The 17,392-nt window shown below is 69.3% G+C and carries 16 protein-coding genes, 1 tRNA gene and 1 pseudogene; 7 read left to right on the top strand and 11 right to left on the bottom strand.

What is annotated here, in order from left to right:
• Positions 1 to 38: 38 nt before the first annotated feature.
• Both QQY66_RS19410 and QQY66_RS19405 read right to left on the bottom strand, forming a co-directional pair.
• Positions 39 to 2,573: an ABC transporter permease gene (locus tag QQY66_RS19410; RefSeq protein ID WP_301981609.1), complete on the bottom strand. Its 2,535-nt coding sequence runs from the start codon at positions 2,571 to 2,573 to the stop codon at positions 39 to 41.
• Complete coding sequence (locus tag QQY66_RS19405; protein WP_301981608.1) at positions 2,573 to 3,343, bottom strand: ABC transporter ATP-binding protein; 771 nt, start codon at positions 3,341 to 3,343, stop codon at positions 2,573 to 2,575. Before QQY66_RS19405 ends, QQY66_RS19410 begins: the two co-directional genes overlap by 1 nt.
• A gap of 418 nt (positions 3,344 to 3,761) precedes the next feature.
• Between QQY66_RS19405 and QQY66_RS19400 the strand changes: the two genes are divergently transcribed.
• The 3 genes from QQY66_RS19400 (at position 3,762) to QQY66_RS19390 (ending at position 6,287) form a co-directional block, all read left to right on the top strand.
• A tRNA-Leu gene (locus QQY66_RS19400) sits at positions 3,762 to 3,844 on the top strand.
• Positions 3,845 to 4,011: 167 nt separating this feature from the next.
• Positions 4,012 to 5,187 (top strand): 4-hydroxybenzoate 3-monooxygenase, encoded by a 1,176-nt coding sequence (locus QQY66_RS19395; RefSeq protein WP_301981607.1) that lies wholly within the window; start codon positions 4,012 to 4,014, stop codon positions 5,185 to 5,187.
• 188 nt (positions 5,188 to 5,375) lie between these two features.
• Entirely contained in the window at positions 5,376 to 6,287 is a 912-nt protein-coding gene (locus QQY66_RS19390) for a Bax inhibitor-1/YccA family protein (protein ID WP_301981606.1), read from the top strand.
• Between the two features lie 73 nt (positions 6,288 to 6,360).
• Here QQY66_RS19390 and QQY66_RS19385 read toward each other — a convergent pair whose 3' ends face one another.
• Positions 6,361 to 6,591, bottom strand: coding sequence for a DUF4287 domain-containing protein (locus tag QQY66_RS19385; protein WP_301981605.1), 231 nt, complete (start codon positions 6,589 to 6,591; stop codon positions 6,361 to 6,363).
• A gap of 102 nt (positions 6,592 to 6,693) precedes the next feature.
• Between QQY66_RS19385 and QQY66_RS19380 the strand changes: the two genes are divergently transcribed.
• Complete coding sequence (locus QQY66_RS19380) at positions 6,694 to 7,005, top strand: hypothetical protein (protein WP_301981604.1); 312 nt, start codon at positions 6,694 to 6,696, stop codon at positions 7,003 to 7,005.
• Between the two features lie 89 nt (positions 7,006 to 7,094).
• Here QQY66_RS19380 and QQY66_RS19375 read toward each other — a convergent pair whose 3' ends face one another.
• The 3 genes from QQY66_RS19375 to QQY66_RS19365 form a co-directional block, all read right to left on the bottom strand.
• Complete coding sequence (locus tag QQY66_RS19375) at positions 7,095 to 7,871, bottom strand: hypothetical protein (RefSeq protein WP_301987405.1); 777 nt, start codon at positions 7,869 to 7,871, stop codon at positions 7,095 to 7,097.
• Positions 7,872 to 8,152: 281 nt separating this feature from the next.
• Positions 8,153 to 9,370, bottom strand: a complete 1,218-nt coding sequence (locus tag QQY66_RS19370) for an acetyl-CoA C-acetyltransferase (protein WP_301981603.1) — start codon at positions 9,368 to 9,370, stop codon at positions 8,153 to 8,155.
• Positions 9,371 to 9,710: 340 nt separating this feature from the next.
• On the bottom strand, positions 9,711 to 10,730 hold the full coding sequence (locus QQY66_RS19365; protein ID WP_301981602.1) for an SGNH/GDSL hydrolase family protein: 1,020 nt from the start codon (positions 10,728 to 10,730) through the stop codon (positions 9,711 to 9,713).
• A 161-nt stretch (positions 10,731 to 10,891) separates the two neighbouring features.
• Between QQY66_RS19365 and QQY66_RS19360 the strand changes: the two genes are divergently transcribed.
• Positions 10,892 to 12,280 carry a cystathionine beta-synthase gene (locus tag QQY66_RS19360; protein WP_301981601.1) on the top strand — a complete coding sequence of 463 codons (1,389 nt, stop codon included), beginning with the start codon at positions 10,892 to 10,894 and terminating at the stop codon, positions 12,278 to 12,280.
• A gap of 359 nt (positions 12,281 to 12,639) precedes the next feature.
• Here QQY66_RS19360 and QQY66_RS19355 read toward each other — a convergent pair whose 3' ends face one another.
• Positions 12,640 to 13,476, bottom strand: a complete 837-nt coding sequence (locus tag QQY66_RS19355; protein WP_301981600.1) for a helix-turn-helix transcriptional regulator — start codon at positions 13,474 to 13,476, stop codon at positions 12,640 to 12,642.
• Between the two features lie 144 nt (positions 13,477 to 13,620).
• Between QQY66_RS19355 and QQY66_RS19350 the strand changes: the two genes are divergently transcribed.
• The gene (locus QQY66_RS19350; protein WP_301981599.1) at positions 13,621 to 14,382 is read left to right on the top strand and encodes an SDR family oxidoreductase; all 762 of its coding nucleotides are present in this window, start codon (positions 13,621 to 13,623) and stop codon (positions 14,380 to 14,382) included.
• 12 nt (positions 14,383 to 14,394) lie between these two features.
• Here QQY66_RS19350 and QQY66_RS19345 read toward each other — a convergent pair whose 3' ends face one another.
• The 3 genes and pseudogenes from QQY66_RS19345 to QQY66_RS19335 all read right to left on the bottom strand — a co-directional run bounded on the left by QQY66_RS19345 (position 14,395) and on the right by QQY66_RS19335 (position 15,864).
• Positions 14,395 to 14,826, bottom strand: coding sequence for a hypothetical protein (locus QQY66_RS19345; RefSeq protein ID WP_301987403.1), 432 nt, complete (start codon positions 14,824 to 14,826; stop codon positions 14,395 to 14,397).
• A gap of 83 nt (positions 14,827 to 14,909) precedes the next feature.
• Positions 14,910 to 15,032 (bottom strand): annotated as a pseudogene (locus QQY66_RS19340) (ABC transporter ATP-binding protein); the annotation flags it as partial.
• A gap of 232 nt (positions 15,033 to 15,264) precedes the next feature.
• Positions 15,265 to 15,864, bottom strand: a complete 600-nt coding sequence (locus QQY66_RS19335) for a TetR/AcrR family transcriptional regulator (protein WP_301981598.1) — start codon at positions 15,862 to 15,864, stop codon at positions 15,265 to 15,267.
• Between the two features lie 94 nt (positions 15,865 to 15,958).
• On the opposite strand from QQY66_RS19335, the gene QQY66_RS19330 reads away from it, so the two are divergent.
• A complete protein-coding gene (locus QQY66_RS19330; RefSeq protein WP_301981597.1) occupies positions 15,959 to 16,648 on the top strand; it encodes a nitroreductase in 690 nt (229 codons plus the stop codon).
• A 73-nt stretch (positions 16,649 to 16,721) separates the two neighbouring features.
• On the opposite strand, the gene QQY66_RS19325 is transcribed toward QQY66_RS19330, so the two are convergent.
• A complete protein-coding gene (locus QQY66_RS19325) occupies positions 16,722 to 17,093 on the bottom strand; it encodes a transposase (RefSeq protein ID WP_301981596.1) in 372 nt (123 codons plus the stop codon).
• Between the last annotated feature and the right edge of the window lie 299 nt (positions 17,094 to 17,392).

Here is a 17,392-nt window from a genome sequence, read left to right as displayed (position 1 = left end):
CGGGAGCGGGGCCCATGTGCTCGTATGTGCTCGTACGGCTATTCCGTCTTGATCGCGTTCAGCATGTTCAGCCTCGCGGCGTTGCGCGCCGGCCACAGCGCGGCCAGGACGCCCACCAGTCCGGCCAGCACCAGGAAGATCCCGATCCGCTCCCAGGGCAGGACCAGTACGTAGCCCGGGATCTCTTCCGCGATGGTCTCGCCGATCGCCCAGCCGAGGAACGAGCCGAGACCGATGCCGACCACCGCGCCGAACACCGAGATGACCACGGCCTCCAGCCGGACCATCCGCTTCACCCGGCGCCGGTCGAGACCGATCGCCCGCAGCATGCCGATCTCCTGCTGCCGTTCGAAGACCGACATCGCGAGGGTGTTGACGACGCCCAGCACGGCGATGATCAGGGCCATCGCCAGCAGGCCGTACATGATGTTCAGCAGGGTGTTGATGGCGCCGCCGAACTCGTTGCGGATGTCCTGCTTGTCCGCGATCGTGATCGCGGGGTTGTCGCCCAGCGCGTCGATGAGGACCTTCTCGTTCGCTGCGGACTCGCCGCCGTCCACCTTCACGAAGATCTGCGGGATGTACGGCTTCACCTCGTGCGGGTTCACGACCTTGGTGTCGATGAGCACGGGGGAGAGGAACTCGCTGTCCTTGTAGACGGCGCCGACCGTCAGCGTGGCCTTCTTCTCGTCGGTGAAGGCGACGTTGACACTGTCGCCGGTCTTCCAGCCCCTGCTCTTGGCCGTCTTCTCGGCGACCGCGATCTGGCCCTTGGCGAGCGAGCCGATGTCGCCGCTGACGACGTCGACGTTCAGGACGTGCTGGATGGCGCCCGGGGTGACCGCCGAAGCGGACACGTAGTCCCCGCCACCGACCTGGAGGCCGACGTCCTGCTGCGGCGAGACCGCGGTGACGCCCTTCGCCTTCTCCAGCGCCGTCAGCGCGGACTGGTCGAGGTCCCCGCCGTTCGCCATCGAGACCATGTAGTCGGCCTTGATGTTGTCCGTGGTCATCTTGTCGATGGCCGTGCCGACCGTGGCACCGAGCACCGACAGGCCGGTCACCAGCGTCAGTCCGATCGCCAGCGCCGAGGCGGTGGCGCCGGTACGGCGCGGGTTGCGGACCGCGTTCTGGCCGGCCAGCTTCCCGGACACCCCGAAGGGGCCGACGAGCAGCGGACGGACGAGCGCGATCACGGGCCGGGACAGCAGCGGGATCAGGATGATCACACCGATCAGCGCGAAGAACGCGCCCGCCCCGATGTACATCCGGCCGTCGTCGCCGCCGGTCGAGGCACCCGCCACGATCGCGGCCGCGCCGAGGCCGGTGATGGCCGTACCGATGGAGTTGCGCAGCACCAGCGACTTGGTGGTGGCCACCGCGTGGACGCTGTTCATGGCCGCCACCGGCGGGATCTTCGCGGCCCGGCGACCGGGCAGCCAGGCGGCGAACATCGTGATCAGCACACCGACGCCGATCGCGGCGATCACCGGCGTGACGGACAGGATCAGCGGGCCGTCCGGAATCTTCATGCCGAACGCGGCCATCCCGGACCGCAGACCGACCGCGAGCCCGACGCCGAGGGCGAAGCCGATCAGCGAGGCGACCAGGCCCACCACCGCCGCCTCGGCGAGCACCGAACGGGTGATCTGCTTGCGCGACGCACCGACGGCCCGCATCAGGGCGATCTCCTTCGTGCGCTGGGCGACCAGCATCGTGAAGGTGTTGGAGATCAGGAAGATCCCGACGAAGAGCGCGATGCCCGCGAAGCCGAGCAGGACCTGCTTGAGATTGCCCAGGCCCTGCTCGATCTCCTTGGCCTGCTCGTCCGCGAGCGCCTTGCCGGTCTTGGCCTCGGCGGTGTCCGGCAGCAGCGGCTTGACCGCGTCCAGGATCTTCGCGTCGGTCGCGCCGGGGGCGGCGGTGACGGTGGCGCTCTCGAAGTAGCCCGGCTTGAGGTACTGCTTCTGGGCGACGGCGGTGTCGAACAGGACGAGGCTGCCGCCGGCGTTCACCGCGCCGTCCTCGGTGGTGAACACGCCGCTGAGGGTGAACTCCTTCACCGGCCCGTTGGTGGCGACCCGGACCCGGTCGCCGACCTGGTACTCGCCCTTGGCCGCGGACTCCTTGTCCAGGGCGATCTGACTGTCCTTCACCGGGCCGGAGCCGTCGGTGAACGTGTAGGCGGGGTCCTTGCCGTCCTTGCCTGGGGCGAAGTTGGAACCCTTGTTGGACCAGCCGACGCCGATCAGCTTCCCGTCGGGGTCGGCGACCCCGGCGAAGCCGTCGACGCGGCCGGACACGGCGGCGACGCCGTCCACCGCGGAGACCTTGTCGAGGGTCTTGCGGGAGAGGCCGGGCTCTTCCTTGGCGTCGTCGGTGCTGGCGTACGAGGTGATGGAGACGGCGACGTCGTCGTAGCTCTTCGCAGACTGGTTGCGGAAGGCGTTGGAGAGGGTGTCGGCGAAGACCAGGGTGCCGGAGACGAACGCGACGCCGAGCATCACGGCGAGCACGGTCATCAACAGCCGGGCCTTGTGCGCGAGTACGTTGCGCAGGGCGGTGCGGAACATCAGCTGGTGCGGCCCTTCGCGTCGAACTGCTTCATGAAGTCGAGCACGTTGTCCGCGGTCGGCCGGTACATCTCGTCGACGATGCGGCCGTCGGCGAGGAAGACGACGCGGTCCGCGTACGCGGCGGCCACAGGGTCGTGCGTGACCATCACGACCGTCTGCCCCAACTCCCGTACGGAGTTGCGCAGAAAGCCCAGCACCTCGGCGCCGGAGCGCGAGTCGAGGTTTCCGGTCGGCTCGTCACCGAAGATGATCTCGGGCCGGGAGGCGAGCGCGCGGGCGACCGCGACGCGCTGCTGCTGGCCGCCGGAGAGCTGGGCGGGGCGGTGGCTCAGCCGGTCCCTCAGACCCACCATCTCGATCACGTTGTTCAGCCACTGCTTGTCCGGCTTGCGGCCGGCGATGTCCATGGGCAGCGTGATGTTCTCCAGCGCCGTCAGCGTCGGCAGCAGGTTGAACGCCTGGAAGATGAAGCCGATCTTGTCGCGGCGCAGCTTCGTCAGCTGCTTGTCCTTCAGGGAGCCCAGCTCGGTCTCACCGATGCGCACGGAACCGGAGGAGAAGGTGTCGAGGCCGGCCACGCAGTGCATCAGCGTGGACTTGCCGGACCCGGACGGGCCCATGATCGCGGTGAACTCGGCCTGGCGGAACTCGATGGAGACCCGGTCGAGGGCGACCACCTGGGTCTCGCCCTGTCCGTAGATCTTCGACAGATCCGTGGCGCGCGCGGCCACGGCGGTGGCCCGGCCGGCGATGGATGCGGTGGTCACGAGAAGGCACTCCTGAGGACGACGGTGATGTTCTGGGGACGTCATCCATCGTCCCGGCCGTCTCTCTTCGTGTAGTCACCCGCTGTTCTGGTTCCGGGGGGCGACTTCGGTCGGACCGCGGGCGGTCGTGTCATACCTGGGGATGACGCTCGACTCTGAGCGGAGGCCCGCTTGGAGGACGACACGGAGGCCACTCGTCAAGAACAGGTGGAGCCCCCTCGTTCGGGCGGTGAAATTCCGTCATTCCGTATACGCCGCCGGGCGTCGCACGAAAGGCTGGTGGCAAGTGCGGATGGCCCGTTCCATGTGCTGATGCACCCTCAGGCGTCAATAAAATAAGACAACATCGGTCCGCCCGTCCGCTGTTCGAGGGATGCGTCCCGATAGGCTCGGAACCTCGATGCGGAGCCCATGGCCTGCCCGGATGGTGGAATGCAGACACGGCGAGCTTAAACCTCGCTGCCCCTCGCGGGCGTACCGGTTCAAGTCCGGTTCCGGGCACCTTCCGACCTTCTCGCGGGCCGCCTTCGCGACCGCTTTCTCGTGCCCCGTCCATTGAAGAGTTCATCGCAGGATCGTTGACTTCGTGCCTGCGCCGTCGGAGACTCGCGTTTCAGGAGATGGTGAAGAAAAGTTCGCTATGCGAACAGAGAAACGGAGAGCGATCGATGCGCACCACCGTCGGCATCATCGGAGCAGGCCCCGCCGGGCTCCTCCTCGCCCGGCTGCTCCACAACGCCGGTATCGACTCGGTCGTCCTGGAGAGCCGCGACCGTGCCTACGTGGAGCAGCGGCAGCGGGCCGGGATCCTGGAGCAGGGCACGGTCGACGTGCTGCGCGCGGCCGGGGCCGGGGAGCGGATGGACCGGGAGGGGCTGCGGCACGACGGTATCGAGCTGCGCTTCGACCGCAGGCGCCACCGCGTCGACTTCCCGGAGCTGACCGGCGGCCGGTCCGTGATGGTGTACGCGCAGACCGAGGTCTGCAAGGACCTCATCGCCCTCCAGCTCAAGGAGGGCGGCCCGCTGCTGTTCGGCGCCGAGGCGCTGGCCGTCGAGGGCGCGGAGACCGACAGCCCGCGGGTGCGGTTCCGGCACGAGGGGCGTGAGGACGTCCTGGAGTGCGAGTACGTCGTCGGCTGCGACGGTTTCTGGGGAGTGGCCCGGCAGGCGATCCCCGCCGAACTCACCCGCACGTTCGAACGGACGTACCCCTTCGGCTGGCTCGGCATCCTCGCCGATGTACCGCCCTCCCACGACGAGCTGGTCTACGCCCGCCACGACCGCGGCTTCGCCCTTCTCTCCATGCGCTCCCCGTCCGTATCCCGGCTCTACCTCCAAGTGCCGGAAGCCACCGACACGCAGGAGTGGTCCGACGAGGCGATCTGGGACGAGCTGGAGCGGCGCTTGGAGACCGCCGACGACTGGCGGCTGGAGCGCGGGCCGATCACCCAGAAGTCGGTCACGCCCATGCGGTCGTACGTCCATGAGCCCATGCGGCACGGGCGGCTCTTCCTCGCCGGGGACGCCGCGCACATCGTGCCGCCCACGGGGGCCAAGGGGCTGAACCTGGCCGTCGGGGACGTCGTCACCTTCGCGCGGGCACTGTCGTACGAGAAGGAGACCGGTTCGGCGGAGCGGCTCGACGCCTACTCGGAGACCTGTCTGCGGCGCGTGTGGCAGGCCGAGCGGTTCTCCTACGACATGACGACCCTGCTGCACCGCGCCCCCGACACCACCGCCTTCGAGGACCGGCTCCAGCTGGCGCGGCTGGAGAGGATCGCGGCGTCCCGGGCGGCCGAGACGGACCTCGCCGAGGGGTACACGGGGTTTCCGTTCGGGTGAGGTGCGGGGAGGCCAATGTCGCAGGTTGGTCATGAGTGCGGCCCTCCCGTGCCGGGAATCAAGCACCCGCGTAGCGTGTTGCGCAGCACGACGAGGGAAAGATCCTCCCCAAGCAGTAGGGTCAATCCTTTGCCTACCTATTACTCTTGAGCCAAGGCAGCCACGCAGGGTGGCCATGGAGGAGTGAAATGAGGAGCAGCAACCCGGTCTTCTCGCGACGGGGGTTCAGCCGCGACAACGGCCACGCGGGCTTCAACACCGCGCCGCAGGCCGGGGGCGCAGCTGTGGGCACGCAGGGCAACCCGTACGCGCAGCCGCAAGCCGGCAACCCGTACGCGCAGAACCCCTACGCGCAGAACCCGTACGCCCAGCAGGACCTGCAGCACGGCGCTCCGCCGCAGGCCCCGGTCACCACCGGCCGCATGACGATCGACGACGTCATCATGCGCACCGGTACCACGCTCGGCGTTCTGATCGTCACGGCCGCGCTCGCCTGGGCGCTGCTGCCGGTCGACGACGCGAACATCAGCCGGTCGTACGGCATCGGCATCGGTGCCGCGCTGATCGGTATGGTCCTGGCCCTCGTCCAGGCCTTCAAGCGCAAGGCCTCGCCGGCGCTGATCCTGTCGTACGCGGCGTTCGAGGGTGTATTCCTCGGCGTCCTGTCGAGCATCGTCGACAACCGCATCGCCAGCGGCGCTGCCATGCAGGCCGTGCTCGGCACGATGGCGGTCTTCGCCGGCGTGCTGATCGCGTACAAGGCAGGCTGGATCCGCGTCAACCGCCGGTTCTACGGCTTCGTGATGGCGGCCGCGCTCGGCTTCATCATGCTGATGGTCATCAACATGCTGTTCGCCGTCTTCGGCGGCGGCGACGGCCTCGGCTTCCGCAGCGGCCCGCTCGGCATCATCTTCGGTGTCGTCGGCATCCTGCTCGGCGCGTGCTTCCTCGCCCTGGACTTCAAGCAGGTCGAGGACGGCATCGCGTACGGCGCGCCGCGTGAGGAGGCGTGGCTGGCGGCCTTCGGCCTCACGCTGACGCTGGTGTGGATCTACATGGAGTTCCTGCGGATCATCGCGATCCTCAACAGCTCCGACTGAAGCGGCGACTGAGCTGCGTCGGTTGTGCGGAAGGGCCCCGGGTTCGCTCGGGGCCCTTCTCCGTTGTGCGCGCCTAGAAGAACTTGCGCGCGGCCCTCCTCAGGTCGTACTCGTGAATGATCGCCTTCGCGTGGCCGTACGCGAGGTTGTGTTCGTGCCGGAGCCAGCTGACCTTCTCCTCGAAGCGGAAGAGGGCGGGGCCTTCGTCGACGGTGCGGAGCCAGTCGGAGACTTCACGACCGGTGCAATGGGGGATGCGGGCGAGCAGGTTGCGGTGGGTCTCCTCGGAGAGGACGTGGGACATCGGCGCCTCCGGACGCAGGGGATGTAAGCCGGTCCTTCAGGTCACCGTGCCTGAGCGTTCGCGTGTTGGCAACAGTGCGGGGAAGGTGCGTAGGCTCGGCGCGTGGTTGATACGACGCCCTTGACGCGAGCTGTGGATCACTTTGCCGATCGGTTGCGGGCTGCTCCGCAGAGTCGGTTGCAGCGGGGCGCTGCCGCTGAGGCTTTGGGGTTGGCCAGGGAGTTGGCCCGGTGGGCGCAGGTTTTGGAGGCGCCTGGGGTGGAGCCTCGGGAGATGCCGGACGCTGGGATGTTCGCCGCGGCTGATCAAATCACCGTTGCCGTGCATGACTTGGCGCTCGTACTTCAGAGCGAGGGGGAGGTTGAGGAGGCTGTGCGGATGGTGGAGGGGGCGCAGAAGAGGGCGGGCGTCTGAGTGCCGTTGGCGGGTGCGGGTGTGTGGGGGCTTGTCGCGCAGTTCCCCGCGCCCCTATGGGGCGCGATTCAGTTCCCGGCGTGTTCCAGCTACAGCGACGCTATGACCCTGTCCGCCAGGATGTAGACCGTTTCCTCGCCGCACTCGAATGTCAGCGTGTATGCGCCTGAGATGCCTGAGCCGCCCAGGAGGACGGGGGTTTTGCCCTGGGTGAGGGCTGTTGCCAGGCGTTCTGCTGTTTCTCGGTGGCCGGGGGTCATGCAGAGGGTGGTGCCGTCGGCGAAGACGTAGACGTCGAGGGTGCCGAGGGGGCCGGGGCGGACGTCGGTGAGTTCTACGCGGCCGGCGGCGAGTTCTTCGAGGGTGGCTACGGTGCGCTCGTGGTCGTTGACGACGGGTGACTGGACGGGGACGAAGTCCGGGTGGGAGGGGTGGCGGCGGCGGGCCGCGGCCAACTCGGGGGAGTCTCCGGCGTACTCGTCGGTGTCCATGCCCGGCTCGGTGACCGGCTCGAGCGGTTCCAGGCCCGCGAAGTCGCTCTGGCGGGGCAGGAACAGCTCGCTGTCGGAGAGGCCCAGCAGGGTCGGCGCGTCGGTGTCACGGCCCTCCTGGGCGGCCCAGAAGGCGCGCGCCTCGGCCAGCTCGCGCTCGCGCTCCTCGGCGAGGGCCTCGGCCACGGCGGCGCGTATCTCATCGACGTCGGCGGAGGGGCGGGCGGCGGGCACGCGCGGGCGTGCGGTGGTGCGGCTCTCGGCCAGCTCGGTGTGCAGGGCCGCGACCTGTCGGCGCAGCACCACGAGGGTGCGCAGGACGGCGACGCCCACGGCGCCTGTGGCGGCCGTGGTGAGCAGCAAGGCGATCGGCATGGCGCTCACTGACGTACTCCCGGTTCAAAGTCGACCCCCGACTTCCTACATCAGCTTGAAGGGAGGACTATCCCGCTGTCAGTGCGTAACGTCACGAATGGGACAGGTCTTTGGGCCTGATGTTTCGTCGTGAAACGGCTCTGAGCTGCGCAGATCCCTCTCGCGAGGGAGATAGGTCACATCCTGGGGGAGATTGGATCACAAAACGGCCCAGAACCTTGGAGTTTCGCGGGTTCCGGGCCGAAGGCTCACGCTGGGTCGTGAGTTGACTACTCAGGGGTTCAGCTCAGGCGCTCGATGACCATGGCCATGCCCTGGCCGCCGCCGACGCACATCGTCTCCAGGCCGAACTGCTTGTCGTGGAACTGGAGGGAGTTGATGAGCGTGCCGGTGATGCGGGCGCCGGTCATGCCGAAGGGGTGGCCTACGGCGATGGCGCCGCCGTTGACGTTCAGCTTGTCGATGTCGATGCCCAGGTCGCGGTAGGAGGGGATCACCTGTGCGGCGAACGCCTCGTTGATCTCGACCAGGTCGATGTCGTCGATGGTGAGGCCGGCGCGCTGGAGGGCCTGCTTGGAGGCCTCCACCGGGCCGAGGCCCATGATCTCGGGGGACAGGCCCGAGACGCCGGTGGAGACGATGCGGGCGAGGGGGGTCAGGCCGAGCTCGCGGGCCTTGGTGTCGGACATGATCACGACCGCGGCGGCACCGTCGTTCAGGGGGCAGCAGTTGCCGGCGGTGACCAGGCCGTCGGGGCGGAAGACCGGCTTCAGGCCCGCCACGCCCTCCATGGTGACGCCGGGGCGAGGGCCGTCGTCCTTGCTGATCACCGTGCCGTCCGGGAGGGTGACCGGTGTGATCTCGCGCTCCCAGAAGCCGTTCTTGATGGCTTCCTCGGCGAGGTTCTGCGAGCGGACGCCGAACTCGTCCATGTCCTGGCGGGTGATGCCCTTCGCCCGGGCGAGGTTCTCGGCGGTCTGGCCCATGGCGATGTACGGGTCGGGGAGGTGGCCGTTCTCCCGCGGGTCGTGCCAGGTGGAGCCCTCGGACTCGGCCACGGCGGCGGTGCGGGCCTCGGCGTCGGCGAACAGCGGGTTGCGCGCGCCGGGCATGTCCGAGGAGCCGTTGGCGTAGCGGGACACCATCTCGACACCGGCCGAGATGAAGACGTCGCCCTCGCCGGCCTTGATGGCGTGCAGGGCCATGCGGCTCGTCTGGAGGGACGAGGAGCAGTAGCGGGTGATCGTGCAGCCGGGGAGGTGGTCCATGCCCATCTGCACGGCGACGATCCGGCCGAGGTTGTGGCCCTGCTCGCCGCCGGGGAGGCCGCAGCCGAGCATCAGGTCGTCGATGTCCCTGGGGTCGAGCCCGGGAACCTTGGCGAGGGCCGCCTGGATGATCGTGGCGGTCAGGTCGTCCGGGCGCAGGTCCTTGAGGGAGCCCTTTCCGGCGCGGCCGATGGGGGAGCGGGCGGTCGAGACGATCACGGCTTCGGGCATCACGGCTCCATTGACGTACGGACGGGATATGCGGGCTGGGCTGCTTGGGAAGTTACCCGTACGTATGGAGTCGGTCACGTCTGCCGCGGTGTGACACTGGCCGCAGTTTTCTAAGCGCTTGCTTTTCTCGCCCCCGCCGCCCCTACCCGTCCCATCCTCCAGGGGCTCCGCCCCTTCGACCCCGCCAGGGGGCTCCGCCCCCTGGACCCCCGCTCCTCAAACGCCGGAGGGGCTGATTTTCAGCCCGTCCGGCGTTTGAGGACGAGGCCGTTCAGGCCGAAGCGGGGGTCTGGGGGCGCAGCCCCCAGGGATGGGACGGGTAAGGGCGGCGGGGGCGAGATCAGCTCGGGGTGTGCAACGGCTCCGGCTCTGTTACGCGGCGCCTGCGTCGACGCTTCAGCAGCGCCCACGGTCCCCGCGGTCCCGTCGGCATCGCTGCCGTGACCTCCGTGCCGGCCTCCGAGGCGGCCTCGGCTGCGGCGCGAGCCACCGGCAGGAAGCCCTCGCGGCGGGAAGCGTCGGGGCGCTCCTCCTCCGCCGGCCAGAGGCCGAGGGAGGCGCAGACCGTGGGCAGGACGGCCATGGCGGCGGTGGCGTAACCCTCCGCCGACGGGTGGTAGTGGTCGGGGCCGAACAGCTCCCGCGGATTCGCCGCGAACTCGGGGCCCAGCAGGTCGCCCAGGGACACCGTGCGGCCGCCCTGCTCGACGGTGCCGATCGTCTGGGCCGCCGCCAATTGGCGGGACGCCCGGCGGGCCAGCCAGCGCAACGGCTGCTGGACCGGCTCGATCGTGCCGAGGTCGGGGCAGGTGCCGACGACCACCTCCGCGCCGGCGGTACGCAGCCGCCGTACCGCCGCCGAGAGATGACGCACCGAGCGCGTCGGCGGCATCCGGTTCGTCACGTCGTTCGCGCCGATCATGATCACGCAGACGTCTGGCGCAAGCGCCGGGTCCGCGAGAACCAACGTCACCTGGCGGTCCAGGTCGTCCGAGCAGGCTCCCGGCAGCGCCACGTTCCGCAGCTCAACGGGCCGTTCCGCCACCGCCGCGAGACCGGAGGCGAGCAGCGCGCCCGGTGTCTGGCCGGCCCGGCGGACGCCCTGGCCGGAGGCCGTGGAGTCGCCCAGCATCGCCAGCCGCAGGGGCGGTGAGTCAGGGGTGGTGTAGGAGGCGCCGTACCGGCCGTCCGCGTTCGGCGGGTGGGGTGACGTGCCGTTGTTCACATGGCGCTTGGCCAGCTGTACCTCCGCCAGCACCAGCCCCACGGCCGCGGCGCCGGCCAGGCCGATCCCGCCGCCCCCGTACGCCGCGCCGGCCGCGATCCGCCGGGCCACCCGCGCCCTAGACATGCTCGTCATGCGTAGCCGCCACCTCCTCATTGCCGTACATCCACTGCTTGCCCCGTACCGGGCGTCGCCCAATCTCAACGGCGAGTGAACGACCGCTACGGTGAAGCTGAAGGTCATAGGCTGGCGGAACCAATAACGACCACTTCTTTTGCAAGCATCCGGAGACAACGGTGCAATTCCACGACTCGATGATCAGTCTCGTCGGCAACACCCCGCTGGTGAGGCTCAACAACGTCACCAAGGGCATCAGGGCCACCGTCCTGGCCAAGGTGGAGTACTTCAACCCGGGCGGCTCGGTGAAGGACCGCATCGCGCTGCGCATGATCGAGGCCGCGGAGAAGAGCGGGGAGCTGCGGCCCGGCGGCACGATCGTCGAGCCGACCAGCGGCAACACCGGCGTGGGGCTGGCCATCGTGGCCCAGCAGAAGGGGTACAAGTGCATCTTCGTGTGCCCCGACAAGGTGAGCACCGACAAGATCAACGTCCTGCGCGCGTACGGCGCGGAGGTGGTCGTATGCCCGACCGCCGTCGACCCCGAGCACCCCGACTCGTACTACAACGTCTCCGACCGCCTCGTACGCGAGACGCCCGGCGCGTGGAAGCCCGACCAGTACTCCAACCCCAACAACCCCCTCTCGCACTATCACTCCACCGGCCCCGAGCTGTGGGAGCAGACGGAGGGACGGATCACGCACTTCGTGACCGGCGTCGGCACCGGCGGGACCATCTCCGGCACCGGGCGGTATCTGAAGGACGTCAGTGACGGCAAGGTGCGGGTCGTCGGCGCCGACCCCGAGGGGTCCGTGTACTCGGGCGGATCCGGGCGGCCGTATCTCGTCGAGGGCGTCGGTGAGGACTTCTGGCCTACGGCGTACGACCGGACGGTCGCCGACGAGATCGTGGCGGTCTCCGACAAGGACTCGTTCCAGATGACCCGGCGGCTGGCCAAGGAGGAGGGGCTGCTGGTCGGCGGTTCCTGCGGCATGGCCGTCGTCGCGGCGTTGCGGGTCGCCGAGCGGCTCGGGCCGGACGATGTCGTGGTCGTCCTGCTGCCCGACAGCGGACGCGGCTACCTCAGCAAGATCTTCAACGACGAGTGGATGGCCGACTACGGCTTCCTGGAGGACGAGGGCCCCAGCGCCCGCGTCGCCGACGTGCTCGACGACAAGGAGCACGGCGCCATCCCCCACCTCGTCCACATGCACCCGGACGAGACGGTCGGCCAGGCCATCGAGGTGCTGCGCGAGTACGGCGTCTCGCAGATGCCGATCGTGAAGCCGGGCGCCGGGCATCCGGACGTGATGGCCGCCGAGGTGGTCGGTTCCGTGGTCGAACGGGAGCTGCTCGACGCGCTGTTCACCAAGACGGCCTCGCTGGAGGACCCGCTGGAGAAGCACATGTCCCCGCCGCTGCCGCAGGTCGGCTCCGGCGAGCCGGTCGCGGACCTGATGTCCGTGCTGGGCAAGGCGGACGCGGCGATCGTCCTGGTCGAGGGCAAGCCGACCGGCGTGATCGGACGGCAGGATCTGCTGGCCTTCCTGGCCAAGGGCGGGAAGTAGCAGCGAACGTCCGGTGAACGGGCCGTGGCCACAGGGAACTTGCGGTGATCAACGGCTTTCGTGGACTTCGCGGAAGTGGTACGAGCGCGTCACGTCCGCGCAGCACCCGCTTAACACGGGTCCGGCACATTAGTGGGTGTCGGCAGGGCGGGAGCGGCTCCCCGCCCCGGCCGACGCCGAACGGCGTCAAGGACCTCCGGAGCGGCTCCCGGACCTCCATGGACGCCTAGGACGCGCAAGCCCGGCCCTGACCCGGCCCGCGTCCCTCGCGGGGACCGCCGTCGTCCCGCCCCCCGGCAACGGGGGTGCGGCGGTCCCCGCGCATAGGTCTTTCGCGGTCGTCTCCGCGCGCAGTTCTTTCAGCGGGCGTTCGTGCTCGCCCAACTCCCCAGCAGCGCCAGCCGCTCCGCCGTGTCCGAACCCGGCTCCGGCGTGTAGACCACGATCTTCTGGTCCGGTTCCGCCTGGACCGCCAGCGTTTCGTAGGGGAGCGTCAGCAGGCCCGCGACCGGGTGCTGGATGCGTTTTACGCCGCACACGCAGGCCTGGACCTGGTGGTCCGCCCACAGGCGGCGGAAGTCCTCGCTCTTGACGGAGAGTTCGCCGACCCGGGCGGACAGCTCGGGGTCGTCCGGATGGTGGCCGGCGTCCAGTCGTAGATGGGCGACCACCTGGGCGGCGACCGCGGACCAGTCGGGATAGAGGTCGCGCGCCTCAGGAGCGAGGAAGACCTGGTGCGGAAGGTTGCGCGCGGCGCGCGGCACACGGCTGAAGCCGCCCACCGCGTCGCCGAGGGCGTTCCAGGCGAGGACGTTCAGATGGCGGCCCAGCACGTAGGCCGGGGTGCGTTCCATGCCGTCGAGCATCAGCTGGACGCCGGGCCGGACCCGCGGTGCGGGCGGGCGGTGCTCACCCGAGCGGCGCGGGCGGGGCCGGGCAACCGTCCGCAGATACGCGCACTCCGTCTCGTCCAGCCGCAGCACCCGCGCCACCGCGTCCAGGACCGCGTCCGACACATGCGGCCCCCGCCCCTGTTCGAGCCGGACGTAGTAGTCGACGCTCACTCCGGCCAGCTGCGCCACCTCCTCGCGGCGCAGCCCCGGCACACGGCGCCGCCCGTACGACGGCAGCCCCACCTCCGCGGGCTGGATACGGGCGCGGCGCGAGCGCAGAAAGTCTCCGAGTTCCCCGTCCATGGCTTTGAGCGTAGGTGCTGGGGCGCTCGCGAACCTGGTTCTGCCAGACCCAGGAAAAGCTCATCCCTGGGTAAGGCGCCGGCGGACGCCCAGTGTGGTCGGTGCCGCCGGGGAGGCGCCCCGGCCGCGACCTGGGAGTCCTTCATGTCGTACGAGAGCTTGAACGGCCGTACCGCTGTCGTCACCGGAGCCGCCAGCGGCATCGGCGAGGCCATCGCCCTGCAGTTGGCCGGGGAGGGTGCGCGGGTCGCGCTGCTGGCCCGGCGCGGGGAGCGGCTGGAGGCGATCGCCGGGAAGATCCGGGCGGACGGGGGCGAGGCCCTCGCCGTGGTCACCGACGTCACCGACGACCGGTCGGTGGCGGACGCCAAGGACCGCGTCCAAGGGGCGTACGGAGACGTGGACCTGGTCGCCAACTCCGCCGGTGTGATGGTGCCGAGCCCCATCGACCAGGGGGACGTCGCCGCCTGGACGCGGATGATCGACACCAATGTGAGCGGGGTGCTGCGGGTCACCGGGGCGTTCACCGGGGACCTGATCGGCGTGGCCGCCGAGGGGCGCACCGCGGACCTGGTGAACATCTCGTCCATCGGCGCGCATCTGACGTTCCCGAACTACTCGGTCTACAGCGCGACCAAGGCCGCGCTCACCCATCTCTCCCAGTGCCTGCGCACCGAGGTCGGCCCGCGGGACGTACGGGTCACCAACGTCGAGCCCGGCTTCACCGACAGCGAGCTGCGTGACCACGTCACCGATCCGGTGCGGGCCGGGGAGCTGGACGCGATGGTCGCCGCGGTGGGCTCGCTGACGTCCGAGGAGGTCGCCGACCTGGTGACGTACGCGGTCAGCAGGCCGCGCCACGTCAACCTGCGCCAGGTCATGGTCCTGCCGACCCGCCAGGCCTGAGGCCCCGCGGGGTCACCCCTCCCAGTCGCTGTCCTGGGAGGACTTGCGGCGCCGGTGGAACAGGCCGGGGTTGTTGCGGGCGGCCTGGACCACGTTCACGCCGACGATGCCCGCCCAGGCGACGAGCAGGCCCGGCAGATGCGCGACGCCGCCGCCGATCGCGGACAGCGGTACCGCGAGGACCAGCGAGACGATCCCGAAGCCCCAGCGTTCGCCGAAGGTGTCGGAGTCGTTGGCCCTCGGCGACCGTGAGTCCCGGGCCACCACCATCTGCTGCTCGGCGAGCTGCCGGCGCACCCGGCGCTCCACAGCGCCGTCGATGCGCTGGTCGACCTTCTCCAGGAACGAGTCGACCAGCGCGGACTCGTACTCCTCGCCCAGTTCCCTGCGAGCCTGCAGGGTGGCGTTGAGTTCCTTCTTGACTTCGGCGTCCCGCGCGTTCATTCCCGTCATGCGCTCAACGGTAGGCAGCGCGGGCGGGGGCCGCACTGGGGTTAGCCCCCCTGTTCGTCCTCGGGCTATTGGGGGACCCCCAGCTGCCGGCCGCCGGAGAGCTGGTGCGGGTACCGCTTGCCGGTGTCGGCGCCGAGGCCGACGGTCTCCAGCAGCTCGGCCGCGCGGGAGCGTGCCTTGCGGCGGCCCCAGCCGAGAGAGTGGGCTGACCAGCGCCTGTCGAGCGGAACGGCCGTGGCGCGTCTTTACTGATTTCGGCGTTTTAGGGTCTGAGTAGTCGACAGTAGCGACGCGGACGTAGTCGTCGCGGCCGAGGTGGACGCGGTGGTTGATCCCGAATGACGTAGTCGGAGCAGGAAGCGGCTGCCACGGAGCCCTACGCACCTGGCCTGGCTTTGGCCGCAGGCGGCGTTCGTCTTCGTTGGCAAGTCAGCGTCCTGAGGGAGGCGTGAGAGCCTGTTCCAACAGGGTCTTCGCGGCTGCGCGCGCGTGCTGGCCGTAGTCCGCCTGGTTCAGCACCATGGCACGGCTGGCTGCTCCGTCCGCGAGGGTCACCAGTTGCTCGGCGAGTGCGGCGGGTTCACTGCAGCCCAGTTCCGCCACCAGATCGGTGACCAACTGCACCATTCGGAGCTTCTGTTCGCGGGCGTAGGCGTGGATCGGATTCTTCGGATCGGGGAACTCTGCCGCTGCGTCGATGAAGGGGCACCCTCGCACCGAGGCCGTGTCCGGGGTGGGTTGATCGAACAAGCGAAGAATCCGCTCGCGAGGGCTGAGGTCCTCACGGATCAGCACACCCTCCATGGTGTTCCCCGACGAGGCCAGCGCCTGCAGGTAGGCAATCGCCAGTTCGTCCCTGGAGCGGAAGTGGGCGTAGAGGGTCCGCTTGGACACCGGTGCCGCCTCTGCGACCTGCTCCATGCCGGTCCCAGCGATCCCTTGATCCGCGAACAGTCGGGCGGCGGCTGCCAGGATGCGTTCCCTTGCGCCTCGCCCTCCTCGCCGCGTCGTGTCACCCATCGTGCCCATGAAGGAAGCATACGGTCGCGTTTACTTTGCTCGGAGCGCGGGGCTACTATCTCACCTCAAGTAAACGGGAACGTTTACATCGAGGAGGAGTCCCATGAGTTGGTCCGACCACACCGAGCTGAGCAGCTACGCGGAGAAGCTGATCCGTGCTCGACGTGCGACGCGGGCTTTCCAGCCCGAGCCCGTGCCCAAAGAAACGATGCACACGATGTTCTCGCTGGCTGGAGCGGCGCCGTCCAACTCCAACGCGCAGCCGTGGCGGGTGGAGGTCGTCAGTGGCGCGTCGCGCGACCGTCTGGCGGCGTCCCTTCAGGAGGCCCACGCCGCACGGCGCGTGTCGGTCGACTTCCCGTACAGCGATGACCTTTACTCGCCGGTGCAGCAGGAGCGGCGGGTCGCCTTCGGCGGCCAGCTCTACGGGACACTGGGCATCGGCTTTGACGACCATGCGGCGCGCGCGGCATATGACGCCGAGAGCCTGGGGTTCTACGGTGCACCGCATGTCGCGTTCCTCTTCGTCGCCGAACAGGACAACGCGCGGCTGGCTGCCGACGTCGGCGCCTACATGCAGACGCTACTTCTGGCGATGACCGCGTATGGCGTGGCCAGCTGCCCGCAGGGACTGCTGAGCTTCTACGCCGACGAGGTACGCGCCGAACTCGGCGTCACCACAGGAAAACTGCTCGTCGGGATCTCGTTCGGATACGCCGACGACGCCGCACCGGTAAACCACATCATCACTGAGCGTGCCACGCTGAGGGAGACCACAACATTCCACGGCTGACAGTGAGGAGTGACCTGGGCGTAGCCCGGAGCTCGACGCTTCGGCTGTCCGTGGGTTACGGACTTCGGCGTTTTCAGGGTCGGTCCGGTCTGTCGAGAGTGAGGCCCGTCCCGGCGAGGAATCCGCCGAGGACGCGGTGCCGGTACTGCAGCGTCTTGAGCCGTCTGCGGAGCAGAGTCTCCAGCTCGCCGAGGATGCGGGCGGCCAGGTTGGCCAGGCTCCTTTTGATATGCGCCCACATGCCCTCGACTGGATTGAGCTCGGGCGCATACCCGGGCAGCAGGACCACTGACAGCCAGTCCCGCTCGGCCACGAGCGTCTGCATCGCCTTGGAGATGTGGGTGCTCAGCCGGTCCCACACCACGATCAGCGGGGCCTTCAGCAGGTGGTGGGCGCCATCCAGCAGGCGGATGTAGTCCCTCTCGCCGTCATGACAGACCACCACGCCCGACGGCGGCCGGCAGGTCCGTGCCGCGGACCAGGACGTCGGTGCCGGGCAGTATCCCGCGACGGGGGTCCATGGTGATCACGGTTGCCCGGCGGAAGAGGACAGCCCGGCCGGGTGCGAACGTCACCGGCGCGGCCGCCGGTGCCGGGGATGCCGTCGCGGTCGCGGAGGCATCCCTAGGCCGGCACCCACTCCCACGGCCATGGTGCCGAGCGCGCCGGCAGCGCCGGCGAGTACCCGATCTTGTTTCTGGTCCTTCTGTCCTTCTGGTGGTCTGGGTTGTTGTCGGTCCGTGT

Origin of the sequence: Streptomyces sp. DG2A-72 (assembly GCF_030499575.1) — a bacterium.
GTDB lineage: Bacteria > Actinomycetota > Actinomycetes > Streptomycetales > Streptomycetaceae > Streptomyces.
This window is presented reverse-complemented; position numbering and strand designations above follow the sequence as displayed.

Coding starts and splice junctions, on each gene's coding strand:
- QQY66_RS19410 (WP_301981609.1), bottom strand. CDS start 2,573: ATGTTCCGCACCGCCCTGCGCAACGTACTCGCGCACAAGGCCCGGCTG.
- QQY66_RS19395 (WP_301981607.1), top strand. CDS start 4,012: ATGCGCACCACCGTCGGCATCATCGGAGCAGGCCCCGCCGGGCTCCTC.
- QQY66_RS19390 (WP_301981606.1), top strand. CDS start 5,376: ATGAGGAGCAGCAACCCGGTCTTCTCGCGACGGGGGTTCAGCCGCGAC.
- QQY66_RS19385 (WP_301981605.1), bottom strand. CDS start 6,591: ATGTCCCACGTCCTCTCCGAGGAGACCCACCGCAACCTGCTCGCCCGC.
- QQY66_RS19375 (WP_301987405.1), bottom strand. CDS start 7,871: ATGCCGATCGCCTTGCTGCTCACCACGGCCGCCACAGGCGCCGTGGGC.
- QQY66_RS19370 (WP_301981603.1), bottom strand. CDS start 9,370: ATGCCCGAAGCCGTGATCGTCTCGACCGCCCGCTCCCCCATCGGCCGC.
- QQY66_RS19365 (WP_301981602.1), bottom strand. CDS start 10,730: ATGACGAGCATGTCTAGGGCGCGGGTGGCCCGGCGGATCGCGGCCGGC.
- QQY66_RS19355 (WP_301981600.1), bottom strand. CDS start 13,476: ATGGACGGGGAACTCGGAGACTTTCTGCGCTCGCGCCGCGCCCGTATC.
- QQY66_RS19350 (WP_301981599.1), top strand. CDS start 13,621: ATGTCGTACGAGAGCTTGAACGGCCGTACCGCTGTCGTCACCGGAGCC.
- QQY66_RS19345 (WP_301987403.1), bottom strand. CDS start 14,826: ATGAACGCGCGGGACGCCGAAGTCAAGAAGGAACTCAACGCCACCCTG.
- QQY66_RS19335 (WP_301981598.1), bottom strand. CDS start 15,864: ATGGGCACGATGGGTGACACGACGCGGCGAGGAGGGCGAGGCGCAAGG.
- QQY66_RS19330 (WP_301981597.1), top strand. CDS start 15,959: ATGAGTTGGTCCGACCACACCGAGCTGAGCAGCTACGCGGAGAAGCTG.